The organism is Sorangium sp. So ce1335 (genome assembly GCF_051521615.1).
Lineage (GTDB): Bacteria > Myxococcota_A > Polyangia > Polyangiales > Polyangiaceae > Sorangium.
Genome location: NZ_CP150363.1, coordinates 8,535,431 through 8,552,928 on the forward strand (window position 1 = coordinate 8,535,431; position 17,498 = coordinate 8,552,928).

General features: G+C 72.8%; 11 protein-coding genes. 2 read left to right on the forward strand and 9 right to left on the reverse strand.

The annotated features are described in order from the left end of the window. Positions 1 to 145 precede the first annotated feature (145 nt). From WMF24_RS31520 to WMF24_RS31550, 7 genes are all read right to left on the reverse strand, one after another. The gene (locus WMF24_RS31520) at positions 146 to 1,597 is read right to left on the reverse strand and encodes an AgmX/PglI C-terminal domain-containing protein (protein WP_437731123.1); all 1,452 of its coding nucleotides are present in this window, start codon (positions 1,595 to 1,597) and stop codon (positions 146 to 148) included. Positions 1,598 to 1,796: 199 nt separating this feature from the next. After that, the gene (locus WMF24_RS31525) at positions 1,797 to 2,390 is read right to left on the reverse strand and encodes a hypothetical protein (RefSeq protein WP_437731124.1); all 594 of its coding nucleotides are present in this window, start codon (positions 2,388 to 2,390) and stop codon (positions 1,797 to 1,799) included. 78 nt (positions 2,391 to 2,468) lie between these two features. Continuing rightward, positions 2,469 to 2,717 carry a hypothetical protein gene (locus WMF24_RS31530; protein WP_436621872.1) on the reverse strand — a complete coding sequence of 83 codons (249 nt, stop codon included), beginning with the start codon at positions 2,715 to 2,717 and terminating at the stop codon, positions 2,469 to 2,471. A gap of 14 nt (positions 2,718 to 2,731) precedes the next feature. Further along, positions 2,732 to 4,087, reverse strand: coding sequence for a tetratricopeptide repeat protein (locus WMF24_RS31535; protein ID WP_437731125.1), 1,356 nt, complete (start codon positions 4,085 to 4,087; stop codon positions 2,732 to 2,734). Next, positions 4,084 to 8,487, reverse strand: a complete 4,404-nt coding sequence (locus tag WMF24_RS31540; RefSeq protein WP_437731126.1) for a tetratricopeptide repeat protein — start codon at positions 8,485 to 8,487, stop codon at positions 4,084 to 4,086. The genes WMF24_RS31535 and WMF24_RS31540 overlap by 4 nt, the downstream gene beginning before the upstream one ends. Further along, complete coding sequence (locus tag WMF24_RS31545; RefSeq protein ID WP_437731127.1) at positions 8,484 to 10,892, reverse strand: tetratricopeptide repeat protein; 2,409 nt, start codon at positions 10,890 to 10,892, stop codon at positions 8,484 to 8,486. The genes WMF24_RS31540 and WMF24_RS31545 overlap by 4 nt, the downstream gene beginning before the upstream one ends. Before the next feature lie 26 nt (positions 10,893 to 10,918). After that, positions 10,919 to 11,836 carry a hypothetical protein gene (locus tag WMF24_RS31550; RefSeq protein WP_437731128.1) on the reverse strand — a complete coding sequence of 306 codons (918 nt, stop codon included), beginning with the start codon at positions 11,834 to 11,836 and terminating at the stop codon, positions 10,919 to 10,921. Positions 11,837 to 12,345: 509 nt separating this feature from the next. Between WMF24_RS31550 and WMF24_RS31555 the strand changes: the two genes are divergently transcribed. After that, complete coding sequence (locus tag WMF24_RS31555) at positions 12,346 to 12,963, forward strand: RNA polymerase sigma factor (RefSeq protein ID WP_437731129.1); 618 nt, start codon at positions 12,346 to 12,348, stop codon at positions 12,961 to 12,963. A gap of 19 nt (positions 12,964 to 12,982) precedes the next feature. Then, complete coding sequence (locus WMF24_RS31560; RefSeq protein WP_437731130.1) at positions 12,983 to 13,945, forward strand: zf-HC2 domain-containing protein; 963 nt, start codon at positions 12,983 to 12,985, stop codon at positions 13,943 to 13,945. 24 nt (positions 13,946 to 13,969) lie between these two features. Here WMF24_RS31560 and WMF24_RS31565 read toward each other — a convergent pair whose 3' ends face one another. Both WMF24_RS31565 and WMF24_RS31570 read right to left on the reverse strand, forming a co-directional pair. Next, complete coding sequence (locus WMF24_RS31565; protein ID WP_437731131.1) at positions 13,970 to 14,470, reverse strand: TIGR02266 family protein; 501 nt, start codon at positions 14,468 to 14,470, stop codon at positions 13,970 to 13,972. 169 nt (positions 14,471 to 14,639) lie between these two features. Then, the gene (locus WMF24_RS31570; protein WP_437731132.1) at positions 14,640 to 17,360 is read right to left on the reverse strand and encodes a glycosyltransferase family 39 protein; all 2,721 of its coding nucleotides are present in this window, start codon (positions 17,358 to 17,360) and stop codon (positions 14,640 to 14,642) included. Positions 17,361 to 17,498: the final 138 nt, after the last annotated feature.

Here is a 17,498-nt window from a genome sequence, read left to right on the forward strand (position 1 = left end):
ACGAGCGTGCCGAGAGGCCGTAACTCGCCGTCGGGCAGCCCCGTACGGCGTTCTTCTGGTTGGATGCGCGGCGCCGGCACGCCATTCACCCCTGGGCGAAGAGGCAGCATTGCGCTTTGGATCACGGATTCAGGTGCGATCGGAGCTACTGGCTCACGAACGTGACAGGAATCACCACGGTCGCGCCGCCCCCCTCGGGCGGCGCGAACTGCGCGCTCTGGACGCGCGCGACAACACAGGAGACCACCGTCCCGGAGAGGCCGGAGCCGCCGGAGGGGGTAGCGGACATCACCTCGCCGTTCGGGCCGATCTTCGCGGTGATCCGCACCGAGCCCTTCATGCCCGGGTCTTCCTGGAGCCCCTTATTGTAGCAACGACGGAATCCGGCGGTCATCCCGGCCACGACGGAGGGCGCGTTGGAGACGCTTCCGCCAGCCACCGCGGGGCCGCCGACCTGGGCGTTGCCCACCGGTCCCCTGACCTTCTCGGCCGAGCCGGCGGTCGCAGGGCCGCTGGTCCCCGTGTTGCCGATGGTCGCGAGGCCGCCCCCGCCGGCCGCTCCGGGGCGCACCGTGCCCCCGCCGGAGCCGCCCATGTTCAGCCCAGCGACCCCGCCCTTTCCGACGCCGGAGCCGGAGGCGGCCGCGTTCTCGAGGAGGCCGGTCGGCACGTCGCCCGAGCTCAGGACGCTGGCGGTCGCGTTCCCGCTCGAATTGAGCGCGCCGAGCATCTGCATGTCGAGCTGCGCGAGCTCGTTGGTGAGCGCCGCCGCGCGGGCGTCGTTCATCCCGCCGGAGCCCCCCTTCGCCGGGCCCGCGGCCGCGCCCTTGTTCCCGCCGCCGCTCGGGGCCTTCGGCGCCTCGGCGACGGGCGCCGCGGTCGCGGCCGGCGCGTCGGGGTTCTCCTTCGGCTGCTCGATCACCGGCGGCGGCGGGAGCTGCTTCACGGACTCGAGGAGCTGCGCGACGTCGACCTCGTCGTCGACGACCGGGTCCATCCAGTCGGAGTAGATCGAGCCCACGGCGCCGAAGTGGAACAGGAACGAGAACGCCGCGATGATCGTCGTCGTCCAGTCGATGTCGCTCGCGATGCCCGTCCTCACCGAGACGGGTAGCTGCGGCTTGGGCTGGACCGGCGGCGGCGCGACGAACTGGAAGAGGAACGTCGTCTCGCCGACGACGATCTTGCCGCGCGCCTCCTCGCTGAGCTGGATCTGATAGGCCTGCGCGTTGCCCGCCGGCACGCGCTTGGCCGACCCCTTGAGCGCGGCGAGCTCCGAGACGCCGGCTTTGAAGGCGACCCGGCCCGTCATCCCGTCGAGGAAATTGAGGAAGTACTCGCCCCCCACGAGCTCGAACAGCCGAAAGCTCGGCGGAATGCTCTTGCTCGGGATGACGAACAGGCTCTTTTCGCTGGGGCCGATGGTGACGTGGGTGCGCTGCTTGATGACGCGCTCCTCGATCACCTTCCCCCCCTGAACCAGGCCGATCCTGAGGACCTTGGGGCCGGTCACCGGTGCGACCGCCCGCATGACCGCGGTCATCTGCCCGGGCTGCCCGGGGCGCGACGGGGTGGGGAGCGGGGGCTGCTGGGTCATTCCGAAGGACTCCGGGCGAGGGGGGACGAGGCAGGGATCGACGCCGCGCGCGCCCGGCGGCCGGAGCCGCGCTCCGGGGTCAGGCAGGTCCCGGGATTCGACCCGCGGACAACGCGCTGCGCAGCGGTGGGCACCACAGCCCGCGAGGGTACACGCACACGCACGGGCGGTCCAGGAGAGCGCGCCGGCGCGCCGGCGCTCAGCGCGACGCGGACGCGGACCCGCGGCGCGGACGTCGAGGCGATGCGGAGGGCGCCCTGGCGGCGGCGTCGAGCGGCCCCAGGACCGCGTCGACGAGCGCGTCGATCGCCTCGCGCTTGCGGGAGGCGGCGGCGCGGCCGGCGCGCCCCGCCGCCGCGGACGCGATCGCGCCGGCGGCGCCCGCGCCGAGGACGAGCGCGACGACGGAGGGCCCGGCCTTTGCGAGGAAGGCGAGCGTGGCGAGGAGCAGCGCGACGAGCGCCGACAGGCGCGCCGCGGCGCGCGGCCACCCCGCGCCGACGTCGAGCCGCTGCTCGATCTCGACGAGGAGATCGTTCGTCGCCGCGACCCGCGCGCGAGGGCCGGCAGCGGACAGGAGCTCGTTGGCGAGCCGGTGCTCCCAGCTCCCCGGCGGCGACCGCCTCGCCAGCTCGGCGAGCCGCGCCTCGACGGGGAGCGCGCGGAGCGAGCGCGCGAGCGCCGTCAGGTCCCCGCCGGTGGCCGCCGCGACCTGCGCCGGGTGCCGCCACGAGACAGCGGCGCAGGCGCCGCTCGCCGCGAGCGACAGCGCGATGAAGAGCACGGCGGACACGGGGACAGGGCGCGCGCGGCGAGGCTCCGGGGCGAGGGACGGCGGCCAGAGATCCGGCAGGATCTCCGGCGCGCGGCGCTAGAACGGCTCCTTGAAGATCGCCTGCTCGATGCGGTCGAGGAACGGCTGGCGCAGCTCGGCGAGCGTGAGCTTCGGCTGGATCCGGCTCACGTCGACGGCCGCGATGGGCTTCTGGATGCGGCCGGTGATCGTCACCTCCGCGAGCGTGATGACCCCGCGCTGCTTTCCCTTCTCCTGCGCGCCAGCGCGCTCGCCGTGGCAGAGGATCGCGAGCAGGACCGAACCGAGCGCAAGTGCCTTGTACATGCTCATGGTCTCCCTCACGTGTCGGTCGCGGCGTCGGCGACGCCCCCGTCGGCCTGGGCAGCAGGAGGAGGCGCCGCGGGCTGCGCTGCGGCGGCAGCCGCGTTGAGCTCGCCCTCCTTGAGCTTGGCGCGGTTCAGGAGCTCCTCCGAGTCGTCGCGCTGGCCCTTGTTGCGCAGCTCCTGGAACCTCGTCAGGGATTTGATCGCCTCGGCCACCTGCTGCTTCGGCGTCATGCCGGGGATGCTGGGGGCGAACAGGTAGAGCAGGCCGAGGTCGTAGTGGACCTGCGGCAGGTTCGGGTTGCGGGCGAGGACCCAGTCGAACTCGCGCTTCGCGTCGGCGTAGCGATCGAGCAGGCGGTAGGCGTCCCCGAGGTTGAGGTGCGCGGCGAGGTGCTCGGCGTCGAACCGGACCGCGCCCTCCAGGAGCGGCAGCGCCTCCTGGGCGTTGCCCGCCTCGAGCAGGTACGTCGCGAGCTGCACCCGCGCCTCGACGAGATCGGGGCGGCGCGCCACCGCCTTGCGGAACTCCTCGATCGCCGCCGCGCGCTGCCCCTGCTCCCGGTAGATGAGGCCACGGAGCAGCAGCGCCTCGGCGTTGTCCCTGTCGCGCGGCGGGTTCTCGCTGACAGGCTCGAACCCGTCCAGGATCGCCTGGAGCGCGTACAGGGCGAGGTCGAGGCGCCGGTTCCTGTAGTGATCGCGGGCGATGATGACCATCGCCGGCCGGTAGTCCGGGTTGATCTTGAGCGCCTCCTGCGCGAGCCGCTGGGCCGAGCCGGTGTCCCTCTGGAGCGACTTGATCTCCGCGAGCGTCGCCGTGACGGCCGCGGACTTCGGCATCTGGCCGCGCTTCTCGTTGAGGAGCCGCTCGGCCTCGCCGAGCTGGTCCTTCCTGGCGAGGAGCATCGCGTACGCGATGATCGCGGGCTCGTAGTCGGGCACGATCGTGAACGCCTGGCGGTAGCTCGCGCCCGCGCCCGGGTCGCGCAGCCGCTCCTGCACCACGCCGAGCGAGTAGAAGGCCTGGTGGGCGCGCGGATCGGCCTGCGTCGCCTGCCCGAACAGCGCCCTCGCGTTGGCGAGGTCGCCGTTCGCGAACGCCTGGAGGCCGCTCTGGTAGAGCGCCGCCGCCCGGGCGTTCATCGCGGGGTGCGCCGCCTGCGCGGGCTGATCGTACGGCCGCGCCGAGCTCGGGGCGTCGGTCATGCCGTACGGCGCCTGGAAGGGCTGGGCCGCACCGGGAGGGGCCGCCGGGCGGGTGGGCGCCTTGGGCGGCGGCGTCGCCTCCTCGCCGCAGGACGCGAGGGCGAACGGCGACAGGGCCGCGAGCAGGCAGGCGAGGAGCGTGACAGGGAGGCGGCGCTTCATGGAACGACCGGCAGGGGAAGGGGGAGGCCGTCGGGCGCGAGCGGCGGGGTCATGCCGGGCCGCGTCCGGAGGAAGATGCCGTCCTTGTACTCGAACGGGCGCTTCGTCTCGGGGTCGATGATCCCCTGGCTCCACTCGCGGAGCTTGGCGTCGCCGAGGATGTCCGTGAAGAACGCGAGCCGCTGGATCGCGTGGTCCACGGCCGGGCTCCGGACCTTCCACGCCTTCGCCCAGACGACGGACTCGACGTAGAACTTCACCATCGCCATGTCGGCGTCGTTGAGGAGCCGCTCGCGCGCGGCGCGCCACTGCTCGCGCCGGTTCTGGCGGAGCGCGTCGGCCGTCTCCTGGAGGTCCTCGCGGTCGCTCGTCTCGGCGAGCTTGAGCAGCTTCTCTTCCTTGTCCGTGTAGAGCCGGAGGCCCGGCGGGCGGGCGTTGTAGAGGCCCGTCCGGCAGGAGTCGTAGAGCGACCCCTGCCGCGCGCGCGCGGCCGCGGACCACGGCCGCGACTCGTACGCGGTGATGACCTCCTGGAGCTCCTTCCAGTACCGGTCGTTGGCCTTCTTGATGTCGGCCTCGAAGGCGCGCTTCACCTGATCGATGACGCCCTCGTAGCGGTGGTGCCCCGTGTCGTAGTCGAACTCGGCCTTGATGCGGTCGTCGATGGCCTTGTAGGCGCACTCCGCCGCCATGTCGGCCTGCACCGAGCCGAGCGCCTTCGCCTTGTCCGCGGCCGCCGAGTTCCGGAACGACGTGAACGCCGTCATGGTGTTCCTGCACCACTCGCGCGCCCTGGGGTCGGCGGCGGCCGCGCGCGCCTTGGAGGCGTGGTACGCCGCCTGGACGACGTACGCGCTCGCGGCCGGGTTGTTCTTGTTGGCCGCGTAGTAGGCCTCCATCGACTGCATCGCCTTGGTGCGCGCGGCGCGGTTCGGGCCCTCGTCGGGCCCTTGCTCGTCCCAGGCCTTCAGGTCCGCCGAGGCGACGAGGAAGTCGATGTCGGCCTTCTGCTCGGGGGGCGGGTTCAGGCCCATGAACGTGGCGCGCGCGGCGGTCATCTTGTCGCGCTCGCCGATGTTCGCGTAGAGCAGCACCGAGTTGCGGGCCGCGTCACGGCGGGCCGCCTGCTCGAACCGCGTGTTGCGCGCGATCGTGTCGTACGTCTCGGCCGCGCTGCGGTAGTTGAAGAAGAGGACGTACGCGGCGGAGAGCGCGTCGTACGCCTGCTTCAGGTACTTCACCCGCTCGGCGTAGCGCTTCGGATCGGGGTTCTTCGGCGGGTTCGCCTCCGGGTCGCCCTTCTCGAGCTTCGCCAGGTTCTCCTCGTTGCCATACTCCTTGATGAAGAGGGAGTACATCTCGATGGCCTGGTCGTAGTCGCCGACCTGCTTGTAGCAGTAGGCGCCGTTCATGGCGGCCTCCGGCGCCTCGTCCCGGGCCGGCGCCTTCTCGAGCGCGACCCGGTAAAGCGCCGCGGCCTCGCGCCATGCGGCGACGCGCGCCGGGCCGTCCGGCATCTTCTCGGCCTTCTCGAAGGCCCGGGCCGCGTCGATGTAGTAGCCGCGGGAGATCGTCGGGCGGGCGATGTCGCCCTCCTTCAGCTTCTGCTCCTCGCTGACCGCGCAGCTCCTCGTGAGCGCCGCCTCGGCGAGCTTGCGGCTCTGCTCGACGTTGTTCTCGAGGTTCGACATCGTCGTGAGCCGCTCCCACGCCTTGTAGCCGAACTCCGTCTTGCCGCACTGCGTGTTGTAGATGGGCTCGAGCCGCCTGCGCGCCTCGGCGAACTGGCCGTACAGGAAGTAGTAGTCGGCCGCCTGGAACGCGTAGAGGTCGATGTTCTTCGGGGCGTCGAGCGCGGGCGGGACGCGCTGGATGTACTCGTCCCGCGCGGCGACGGCCGCCTGGACCTCGGGGGGCAGCGGCTCGGAGACGACGCGCTGCTCGTCGCCCTCGCCGACGATCTTGAGCTTCTCGCGCGGCTCGATGCCCTCGGCGCCGTTCGTCCGCTGGAAGACCTTGTGCCGATCGAGGAGCGCCTGGTGGGCGGTGTCGACGACCATGTAGGCCGCCGGCTGGAGGTACTTGTCGTCCTCGTTCGAGTCGCGCACGGAGACCGCGGTGCTCCTCGAGAGCTCGATCTCCTGGCGCGTGGGCGAGCGATCCATCGCCACCGAGATCACGACGATCATGTGGTGCGCGTCGGCGAGCCAGTAGCGGCTCTCGTACGCGTCGGGGGCGTTCTCGTCCTGGGCCAGGTAGCCGGCCCAGCCCTGCGCGGCGAGGCGGTACTCGCTGAGCGCGCGCTCGAAGATCGGGTCGCGCGTCTCCTTCTCGTTCACGGTGAGCGCCTGCTGCACGAGGGCGCTGCCCGCGTTCGTGTGATCGGCGGCGGCCCGGCGGAGCCCGCCGCGCACCAGCCGCTCGGCGGTCTGGATCGCCTCGGGATCGTCCTTGTTGGCCTCCACCCACGGGGTCATGCCCACGTACTGGGCGAGCTTCGTGCGCGCCTCGAGCGCCTTCGCCGAGTTCTGCGCCCGCTCCGCCGTGCCCTCGCGCGACTGCGACGTGAGCGTGTCGTAGATGTCCGCGATCTGGTTCTGGATGACGGGCGCGTCGCGGTGCATCGGCCACTTCTGGAGGATGATCTCGCTCACCTCGACCGTGTTCCGGTACTGGTTGAGCTCCTTGAACTCCATCGCGAGCGCCTTGTAGATCTCGACCGTCCACTTCTGATCCTGCGGGATCAGCTTGGGATCCTGGACGCGCTCGATGGCCACCCGCATCTTCTGCTCGGCGATGCGCGGGTCGGTCTCGATGTCGAGGACGTCGTTGCGGGGGATGTAGGGCTCGTCCGGTCCGGGGCCGACGAAGTCGAGGTACGTCAGCGAGCCGGCGATGTACGTGTACGCTTCCGCCCGGAAATCCGCGCCAGGGTCGCCCGTCAGCTTCTCCTGCTCGTCGGTGTAGCGGAGCAGCTCGATGAACTGGCGTACCGACGTCTCGTAGCGCTGCTGCTTGAAGTACGTCCAGGCGAGCTTGTACATCGCGACGCCGTGGACGGGCGGCTTCTTGTACTTGATGGACTGCCGGTACGCGGACTCCGCCCTGTTGTAGTTGAACGGGCCGCCGGCGCGGTCGATCTCGTTGAAGTGGTAGTCGCCGATCTGCCACCAGACCTCGGCGATGTAGCGGGGCTCGGCGCCGAGCGCCGTCTTCTGCGGGATCGGCTGGCACTCGTCGGGGTACGGGTTGATGTACGTCGTCTCGTCCTCGACGACGGGCGCCTGCCCCCTGCCGGCCCTGCGGGCGGGCTGGAACGCCCGACCGCCCGGCGTGGAGCCGATCGGCGTCGGGTGGCGCGCCTCCCAGCCGGTCCAGTAATCGTCGTCGTGGTCCTGGGGGAGCCGGCCGACGGTGTCGCGCGTCGGATCCTTCGGATCGGGCGCGACGGGGTACGGGTACTTGTTGTGGCACACGAGCGAGCGCCACACCTGCTGCGCCTCGGGGAACCGCGCGGAGTCGTTCAGCGCGTGGCCGAGGTAGTAGTAGATGCCGGCGAGCTCGCGGTACTGCGGGAACTCGCTGATGACGCGCTTGTAGAGCGCGATGGCCGGGAGCAGCGCGACGCTGAGATCCTCGCTCACGTCGGTGTCCGTGCGGGCGCGCTCCTCGTAGAGCGCGGCCAGGCGGAACATGGCGTCGGGCGTGTTCTCGGGGTGAGCGTTCGGGCCGCTGTAGCGCTGGACGAACACCTCGAGCCGGCGGATCGCCTCCTCGCGGGCGTCGCGGAGCCCTTTCCGCTCCGTCTCGATCTCGCGGTCGAGCGCCGAGAGGATGCGGCGGCGCCGGTCCTCGTAGTGGTGCTGCACGATGCGCGTGATGGCGCTGCGGTAGTCGCGGGCCGCCTTCTCGTAGGCGGCGGCCTCCTTCTCGAGCGCGGCGAGCGCGGCGAGCTGGGCCGGCGTCGGAGGAGGAGGCGGCGGCGCCTGCTTGCGCCCGACGGCCATGGGGGGCGCGAAGGGCTGCACCGGCGGAAGCGCGGCAGGCGCAGGGGCGGCCGCAGGCTGCGCCGCGGGAGGCGCTGCGCCCTGCGCGGTGGCGCCGGACGCAGCGGGCGCGGCGGCGCCGGGCGCGGTGGCGCTGGGCGCCGTCGCAGGGGCGGCGGAGGCCGCCGGCGCGGGCGCCGGCTGGCCGCCCGGCTGGGAGAGCGCCAGCGGCGCGACCGCCAGCACCAGGGCAAGGCTGGCGAACCCGAGCGCGCGCGGGCGCCGGCGCCCTGCGCGCGGAACGCCGTCGAGCGCGGTGCGCGCGGCCCCAGGCCCGAGGATCTGCGCCCCCGCCCCCGCGCGCGGCGCGTCAGCGATCTGCGGCGCGCTCGCGCCGCCATGCTCCTTGCTCACTTCTCGTCCTCCGGATCGCCGCTGTCGTCGAGGACCTCGTTGAGCTCCTCCTTGAGGACCCGATCCTCCCGGGCGCGCTCGACCTGCAGGCTGCGGACACGCGTCATCTGCTCCTCGCGGACCTCCCACGCCTCCTCGGTGATGCCGACGTCGGCGCGGAGGATGATGTTCTTCAGCCGGTCGCGGACGAGCCCGAAGTTCCTCATCGCGACCTCGCCGACGACGAGGCGCGCCTCGCGGTCGAGCGCCTCGAGCTGCACCGAGTAGTGCACGACGCTCGCCGTCTCCCGGCCGACGATCTGCCGGAGGCCCGCGGACTTCTGGGCGACCTCGCCCTCGATCTCGCGGAGCGCCGCCTCGACCCTGGCGTCCGCCGCGTCGCCGGAGCGGAGCACCGGCAGGAGCCGCTGCGCGTACGCCGCGAGATCCGCGCCGCCGGCGCCCGATGCGGCCAGCTCGACCTCCCGCGTCAGCGCGTCGCGGTGGGCCTTGCGCACCTGCGCGTCCTCGACGAAGCGCTGATCGCCGAAGCCGACCTGGACCCGGCCCGCGCTGATCTGCCGGCGGAGCACGTCCGACTGCTGGCGGTAGAGCGCGAGGTCGTGCTCGTTCTGCGCGAGCTCCTGCTCGAACCGCGCGACGCTCGCGGGGTCGCGGACGACCCCGGCCTGGGGGCCCTCGCGGAGCACCCGCCGGAGCCCGTTGATCGTCGCCTGGAGCGTGTCCATCTGCAGCGTGAGCTGCTGGAGGCGCTGCGACTGGGTGTTCCACTGCCGGAGCGCCTGGGTCTCGCGCTCCTGGAAGTCGGCGTCGGTGACGGGCACGCGCGCGAGGCGCTGCTCGAGCGCGCGGCGCCTCGCGCGCGCGCTCCCGATCTCGCCCGAGAGCGGGTCGTCCTCCACGTCGTCCATGCCCTGGCCGAGCGCGAGGCGCGCCAGCGCGATCCGGTTGAGCAGCGAGAGCGCCTTCTCCTCGCCGGCCTTGAGCTCCGGGAACGCGCGCACCCGGTTGGGCGAGCTGAGCACGGCGTTCAGCTTCTCGATGAGCTCATTGGACTGCTTGATCAGCTCGCGGCACTGGTTGATGTCGTCGATCACCGCGAACGCCGCCGGGCCGTCCTCGGCCTCGCGCGCCCACTGCACCGCGAGCGGCGGGAGCGCGGAGTTCGTGTCGAGCGCCTCGAGCTGCTCCTCGCTCAGCTTGTCGTAGTAGACCGCGGGATCGCTCGTCGAGCCGAGGAAGGCGTCGACGCGCGCGCGCATCGGGTCGTAGGTGGCGCGCACCCCCTCGTACACCTTCAGCGCCTTCTCGAAGCGGCCGGCGCGGAGCATCAGATCGCCGCGGAGCAACGTGCCGTCCGCGATGTTCTGGCTGTCCGGCTCGGCGATCGCGAGGATCTCGAGCGACCGCTGGGCGCGATCCACGTCGCCCAGCCGGACGTACACCCAGGCGAGCTCGTAGAGCATCGTCCCGAACTCGGGCGAGGTGCGATCGATGTGGCCGTACGCCTGCACGGCCTGGGCCCACTGATCGGCCTCGTAGAAGAGCCGCCCGATCGCGAGCCACGCGAGATCGATGACCCGCCGGTGCTCCGGCGTGTCGGCGGGGAGCTGCGTCACCCGCTGGAACAGGTCGATCGCGGCGACGTAGCGCGTCTTGGGCACCGCCGCGGGCGCCTCGTCGTCCTTGAGCGGCTCCGGCGGGGGCGTCGCCTCCTTCACCGCGATCAGGCCGAGCAGGTACCTCGCCTGGTGGAGGTACTCGCTCTGCGGGTCGACCGCGCCGAGCGCGGCCTTCGCGCCGGCGAAGTCCTTCTTCACGTAGAGGCCCTTGCCGCGCGCGTACGAGAGGGCGCTCCCCGCCGCGGCGGACGGGACGTTGTTCATCGACGCGAAGACGGCGTCGAGGGCGTCGTAGTCCTTGATCCGCAGGCAGATGTCCACGAGCCGGCCGAGCGCCTTCGCCTGGTAGGCGGCGAAGCGCGGCTCGGCGCCGCTCGCGACGATCCGCTGGAAGACCCGGCGCGCCGAGAGGTACTGCTTCGAGCGGAAGTACGTCTCGCCGAGCAGCGTCAGCGCGTCCGGGAAGGCGGTCGGGTGATCAGGGTACTTCTCGACCACCTGGTTCAGCACGTTGGCCGCGCGCTCGTAGTCCCGGGAGCCCATCAGGAGGTGGGCGTCCGCGATGCGCTGCGCCGGCGAGCGCTCCTCGCCGCGGGACTTCTGGATCGCCGCCTGGATGGCGCCCAGCCCGGCGGAGACGCTGCCGATCTGCTGAGACGCGCTCGTGTAGGCGCGCTCGGAGTCCAGGGCCCACGCCGCGGAAGGGGCCGCGGTCGTCGCCGCGCCCAGCGTGAGCAGACCAAGCAAGGCAGGGATAACCCGCGATCCGGAGTCCCAGGTCATGGCGACTTGTCCTAACGAGCTCGATGCTACTTGCCACCCGAGGCGGCGGCCGGCTGCCCAGGAGCATCCGAGAGGCCGCTCACGATCTTCTCGACGAAACGAACGGCCGGCCGCTCCTCGAGCGGGGTCGTCACCCCGCCCTTCTCGAACGCGACCGCCTGGAGGTTGATCGTCTTGCCCTCGACCGCCGTGAACGAGTGGCTCGAGCGCACCTCGAAGCGGTAGCCGCGGAGGTAGGAGAACACCCCGTAGCCGTTGCCCTGCAGGTTCACGAGCACCTGCAGGGTGTGATCCCCCGGCGGGACCGAGCCGTTGAAGATCGGGATCTCGGACTGCTCCGCGAGGGCTCCGGACTGATCGGTCTTGTTGTACTGGACGGCGCCATCCAGGACGATCAGCACGCGCGTCACGCGGAACGCGCTCGAGAGCTCGTTGTTGAACTTGATCGAGGCGCGCGAGCCGGCGCCGCCGCCGGAGAGGATCGTGTCGCTGAGGAGCGAGAGCCGGGTGTGGCTGCGGCGGATCTGCTCCTTGAGCTCATCGATGCGCTGCTCGAGGTCGCGCAGCCGCACCGCGTACGTCGGGCCATCCATCGCTGGCGCGGCGGCGGGGCCGGCCGTGCCGGAGGCCGGCGCGCCCGTCGCGGCGGGCGACGCCGCCGCGCCCGCGGCGGCCGGCGACGCGGCGGTGCCGGCGGACGTCGCGCCTGTGCCGGCCGGCGACGCGGACGTCGCGCCCGTGCCGGCGGCCGGCGCGCCCGTCGTGGCGGCGGGCGCAGGGGCGGCCTGCGCGGCCTTCGCTGGCGCTGCCGAGGCGGCCGGCGCCGCGGAGGCGGCGGGAGCACCGGTCGTGCCCGTCGCGCCGCCCGGGCTCTGCGCAAGGGCGGGCATGGCCATCAAGAAGGAGGCCCCCACCCCCACTGCCAGCATCCTGATAAGTCGCATCGAAAGGTAACCTCGTGGTTTTACCCTCGTCAGCAGAGGGGGGCGACCTCACGCCCGGTGCCGGCGAGTCTAGTGGCGGCAGCCTTCGGAGCGCAACGACCTGGACAGCCCCCCTCTCACCCGCGCCGCATCCGTCGCCTGCGACGTGACGACCGCGCAGACGATGCAGCCGGAATCGTGCCGGCGCCCTCTCTCCGTGCCCGCCGTCCTCTCTCCGTGCCCGCTGACGGCGTCCCCGGCCGACGGGCGACGCTCCGCCGAGCACGCCGCGCGCCGGGGCTCCCCTCCGGCGCGCGCCTCGGCGCGACCCGCTCCGCCCACGGGCGATGGGGGCTCGCTCGCTCGGGGGCGGATCCGCTAAGGTGCGCTTGTGTCAGGGGAAGGAGAGCTCCTCAGATCTTCGAGCCGCGCTGCGCGTCCGATCCGGCGCCGCGGTCGTCGCCAGGAACACCCCGCCGCTCGGGCCGCCGAAGGAGCGCCGCAGAGGCTCGGCCGCTCCGGGAGCTAGGATGGTCCCGATTTCTCGAGAGGAGGTCACGGACGAAGCGCTGATGATGCGCTTTCAGGGCGGGGACCGCGCCGCGTTTGCCGGGCTCGTCCGGCGGCACAAGACGGCCATCTACAACTTCATCCTGCGGCAGGTCCGCGGGCCTGCCGTGGCCGAGGATCTGGTTCAGGATGTGTTCGTGAAGATCGTGCAGAGCGCCTCCGACTTCAAGCACGAGGCCAGGTTCACCACCTGGGCGTACGCGATCGCGCGCAACGTCTGCATCGATCACCTGCGCAAGATGGCGCTCCGGCGCCACCCGTCGCTCGACCAGGGCTCGGGCGACGGCGACGGGCCCACGCTCGGCGAGCGGACGGCGGACCCGGCGCCCCAGGCCTCGGTGGACCGGGTCGCGATCGGCACCGAGATGGGGCAGCTCATCGTGCGCGCCGTGGAGGGGCTCCCGCACGAACAGCGGGAGGTCTTCCTCCTCCGGGAGATCGGGCGCGTGCCCTTCAAGGACATCGCCCAGATCGTGGGGGTGCCCGAGAACACGGTGAAGAGCCGCATGCGCTACGCCCTGGAGCGGCTCCAGGAGGCCCTCTCGGAGTACGAGGATTACGCGAGGGCGCTGCGCTAGCGCCCCGGAAGAGCTGCCTATGGACTGCGAGAAGTTCGATCAGCACGTGATGGACGCGCTCTACGACGAGCTCGACGAGCTGACGTACGCGGCCATGAAGCGGCACATGGAGGGCTGCGCCCGGTGCGCCTCGGCGTTCTCGGGGCTGCGCGCGGCCCGCGACGTCGGCACGCTGCCGCTGGAGGAGCCGAGCGTGGAGCTCGAGGCGCGCATCCTCGAGGCGGTCGAGGTCGCGCAGAAGAAGACGCCGTTCCGGCGCAAGGCGCTCCGCGCGCTCGCCTGGGCTGGCAGCCACGCGATGCGGCCGCAGCTCGCGATGGCGGCGCTCTTCGTGCTCGTCATCGGATCGAGCCTGCTGCTGCTGCGGCCGAAGACGGGCGTGGCGCCCGTGCGGGTCACCGAGTGGGGCCAGCCTGCGTCGGAGCAGCGCGAGCCGCCCAGCGTCGCCGCGCCCGCCGCGGCGCCCGCCGCGGTGGAGGAGGGCGACGGCCGACGCCTGGCCGAGGCCAAGACGAGCGAGCCCGCCAGGGCGTCGGAGGCGACGAAGGAGAAGAGCGCGCGCGGGGCCGCCGAGGACAGCGCGAGCGTCGCGCTCCGGGACGCGCAGGCGCTGCAGCGCAGGTCGGGCTGCGCGGCCGCCCTCGGCAAGCTCGACGAGGTCGGCGCGCAGTACCCGGGCACGCCGGCCGCGCACGCGGCGATGTGGGACGCGGCCAGGTGCTACCAGGCGGCCGGGAACACCGAGAAGGCGCGCGAGTTGCTGCTCACGCTCCGCTCGACGAAGGGCTACGGCGATCGCGCCGGGCAGATGCTCGCGGGCCTCGAGGCGCCCGCCGGGCGCGCGAAGCTGCAGCAGAACGCGGCCCCGGCGGCCACCGCGGCGGCGCAGCCCGCCGCGCCGATGGCGGCGCCCGCCGCGCCTCCGGCCAAGGGCGCCGCGCGGCCGTCCGAGGCCGAGCCCCCGGCCACGATGTCCCGCTGACCGCGCGCGGGCGCCGCGCCGGCGTCAGTTCGAGGTCACCGGCGCGTCGCGGATGTAGGCGATCGTCCTGATCGTGTCGACGATGCGCTCGCGATCGTCCGGCGTGAGCTCGACGAAGCGGATCCCCATGCCCGGGTTCGGGTTGTCGTGGAGCGGGCGCACCTCGTTGACCCACTGCACCGTCCCCTCGAGCACGTACGAGCCGTCGGACCCCGGCGGCGAGAAGCGGAGCGTCAGCCGCGTGCCGATCGAGAGCGGCTGCGTCGTGCGGACGAAGATGCCCATCTCCGAGATGTTCGTGATCGACGCGTACAGGAACGTGTCGTCGGTCTCGCAGTCCACGTGCCACGTGACGTCGAGGCGCTCGGACGAGCGGCGGTCGAGCGAGTCCGGGGCAGGGCCCTCGCGCTCGACCTCCTCGCCGGGGTGACTTGCGTCACCGTAGGCGCTTGCCTGCGCGCGGGAGCCCGATGAACCGCCAGGCGCCTCGGGCGGATGGTTGGAATCACCACGGCCCCCGGTCATGTTTCTGCGACTAGCCGCTTTCGGCACGCGCGTCGAGGGCGCTCGACGCCGGGGCGCGCACGTCGGGCGTCCTCGACGCCAGCCTCGACGCCGGCGATTGCGCTCGCCGCGTCGGAGCGCAGCGGAAGCCGCGGGATGCGGCGGGCGTCGGGAACCCCACAACGCCGGCTCACCGCACGCGGATGACTCCGCCGCGGACGCGGTCCTCGTGCTCGGGCCCGCGCGTCACCTCGAAGCGCGTCTCGCCGGCAAAGAAGCCGAAGTAGAGCGTGTAGTCGCCCGGGGTGAAGTTGGGCTCGAGCTGGAGCTCGTGGTCGTCCACGACCACGTCGCCCGGCTGCCACAGGCTCATCGGGTAGCGCCCCTCGATCACGGGATGATCGCCGTTGTAGCGGCGCTGAAAGCCGTCGATGTGAACGAACATCTTCCAGTTGCCGGCGATCGGCCGGTGGACGCGGAAGTAGGTCCGCAGGCGGTAGGTCTTCTGGGGGACCACGCTCGGGACCCTCCGGCCCTCGTCGTCGGTCAGCTCCCAGCCGAGCACCTCGAGCTCGTCCTCGAACATCGCCTCGACCGGGTTGGCGGGCGCGGCGGGCTCGTCGAGCACGACGCGGCCGAGCCAGCTCTCGTTGGGCCTTCCGCCGAGCTCGTTCGACGCCAGGACGATCTGGCTCGATCGCCCGTCGAGCACCGGCAGGTTGCGCCTGTGGTGCTCGCGGAAGAGGCTGTTCAGCCTGGGTAGCTCGTCGGACTTCACGACGAGCCAGCGGCGCGCGGCGGGCGCGGGGGCGCCGTCCGTGGAGCTCCCCGGAGCGGGGGCGGTGAGCCAGGCGAACGCCTGCTGGGCATCGCTGAACGAGGCGATCTCGCCGCCCTGGTAATAGGCCGCGGCGCGGCTCCGGACGCCGAGGGTCGCGAGCGGCTCGCCGGGCCTGCGCAGCGCCTCGTAGGACTCGAAGACCTCCTTCGGCGAGAGCTGGGCCGCGAGCGCCGGGTAGTACCAGAAGCTCAGGAGGAAGCCGGCGATGAGGCCGGCGAGCGGCGTGCCGAGGGCGCGCGGGGCCGAGGCGCGCGCGACGGCGAAGCGGAAGGCGTCGCGGACCGCGATGAGCGCCACCGGGCCCACCGTGAGGAGCAGCGGCAGCGCCCACCAGGCGTTCATCCCGTACGCGGCGAGGTGGTTCGGCATCCTCGCGACGGTCCCCCACCCGATGCGCTTGCCGACGAAGAGCATCGCGCCGACGCCGACGAGCGCCGCCTCGAGCACGATCAGCAGGAAGAGCAGGTTGCCGTTCCAGATGCGGGAGAGCTCCGCGGCGGCGGCCTGGACCTGGTCGGCGAGGCGCCGCGCCCACGCCCGGGGGCCGCGATCGAGGGCGCGGGGTTGCTCCTCGAACCAGGTGAGGGCCACGAGGCCGGCGAACGCGAGCAGGACGAGGCGCATCGCCGAGGCCGCCTCGTCCTCGAAGCTCTTCGGGAAGACGGGCTTGTCGACGGAGAAGACGCTGAGGGCCCTGTCGGGCGAGAGGACGAGATCCCTGTAGAGGACGAAGGCGAGCACAGAGCAGCCGACGGCGAGCGCCCGGGAAGGGGGAGCGCCGCGCTCGAGATCGCGGACGGCGAGCGCGGCGATCGCGGCGAGGAGCGCGGGGGCGCTGAACGGGAGCGCCCCGGCGTGCGGCGCGAGCAGCGCGAAGGCGCCGTAGGCGAGCGCCGACGTGACGACGAGCGCGATCCGGACGCCGGCCTCGGCGCCGAGGCCGGGCGCGGCGGCCATGGCCGCCGCGGCAGGGGCGCGGAAGATCCGGCCGATGGCGAACGGGAGGAACGCGCTCCACGGGAAGAGGGCGTGTCCGAGCTGGCGCAGCGTGAGATCGAACGTGGACTCGACCGGCGGCTTCCTGAGGAGCGCCACGCCGAGGGCGCGCGGGAGCGGCTCGCCGGCGCTCGTGCTCGCGAGCACGACGACGCCCTTCGCGGCCGCGGCGACGCCGAGCAGCAGCGCGGCGCCTCCCACGACATCACCCAGCGTGGCCCGCGGGCCGTCCGGCGCGGACCACGCGCCGGACGTGCGGAGCACGAGCCACGTGAGGCCGGCGCCGAGCGCGGGGACGGCGACCCCGATCAGCAGGCCGCGGCTGAGGTACCCGGCGACGAGGCCGAGGATCCCGACAGCGAGCCACGCGGCGGGCGCAATCACGGCGGCCTGCTGCGGGGCCCGCGGCGCGGGCCGCGCGCCCTCGAGCAGCGCGCCGGTCAGCCCGCAGAACGCCATCGTGAGCGCGGCCATGGTGACGATGTCGCCGAGCATGGTGCGGGACTGCATCGCGTAGAGCGGCATCGTCACGAGGATCGCGACGCCGTACAGGCCGGCCTTTCGGTCGACGAGGCGCGCGAGGAACTCGTGGAGGACGAGCGCGCCGGCGAGCCCCCAGAGCGCGAGCGGGAGGCGCCCGGCCCAGTCGTGGAGGCCGAACAGCCGGAAGCCGAGCGCCATCGAGGTGAACCCGAGCTCGCCCATCCCGAGGTCGGTCAAGGTCGGCATCTGCCCGGCGGCCCCCGCGAGATCGAGGCCGCGCGCGCCGAAGGCGTGGATGGCGATGCGGCGGGCGAGGTCGGCGCGGTCGAGCTCGTACGGGTCCCAGATGCCGCTCTTGCCGAGCAGGGGCAGCAGCGCGAGGGCCGCGAGCGCGAGGGCCACGAGCCGCGCAGGGCCGCCGCCGGGGCTGCCGTTCGCCGCGCCGGCGGGGCGAGCGGCAGCCCCGGCGGTCTCGGCCGGGCGCCCGTCGCTGGATGGCGCCCCGGCGCGGGGCGGAGCTCCGCGCTCGTGCGGCTCGGGGACGGCGGGCGGGGCGCCGCTGTGTGGGTCCCCTCGGTGGACGCTCGACATGCGAGGCAACCCCTTACCGCCTTCGCGCGCGCTTGACCACGGATCGGAGGGAAGGGTTTGTAGCCCCCCTTGGCGTCTGCTATCGCGCGCGGCGTGGTGAAAGGCCGTCTCAAGAGCGCGCCCCCGGGCGCGAAAGCG

Coding starts and splice junctions, on each gene's coding strand:
- WMF24_RS31520 (WP_437731123.1), bottom strand. CDS start 1,597: ATGACCCAGCAGCCCCCGCTCCCCACCCCGTCGCGCCCCGGGCAGCCC.
- WMF24_RS31565 (WP_437731131.1), bottom strand. CDS start 14,470: ATGACCGGGGGCCGTGGTGATTCCAACCATCCGCCCGAGGCGCCTGGC.
- WMF24_RS31545 (WP_437731127.1), bottom strand. CDS start 10,892: ATGACCTGGGACTCCGGATCGCGGGTTATCCCTGCCTTGCTTGGTCTG.
- WMF24_RS31535 (WP_437731125.1), bottom strand. CDS start 4,087: ATGAAGCGCCGCCTCCCTGTCACGCTCCTCGCCTGCCTGCTCGCGGCC.
- WMF24_RS31570 (WP_437731132.1), bottom strand. CDS start 17,360: ATGTCGAGCGTCCACCGAGGGGACCCACACAGCGGCGCCCCGCCCGCC.
- WMF24_RS31555 (WP_437731129.1), top strand. CDS start 12,346: ATGGTCCCGATTTCTCGAGAGGAGGTCACGGACGAAGCGCTGATGATG.
- WMF24_RS31530 (WP_436621872.1), bottom strand. CDS start 2,717: ATGTACAAGGCACTTGCGCTCGGTTCGGTCCTGCTCGCGATCCTCTGC.
- WMF24_RS31560 (WP_437731130.1), top strand. CDS start 12,983: ATGGACTGCGAGAAGTTCGATCAGCACGTGATGGACGCGCTCTACGAC.
- WMF24_RS31550 (WP_437731128.1), bottom strand. CDS start 11,836: ATGCGACTTATCAGGATGCTGGCAGTGGGGGTGGGGGCCTCCTTCTTG.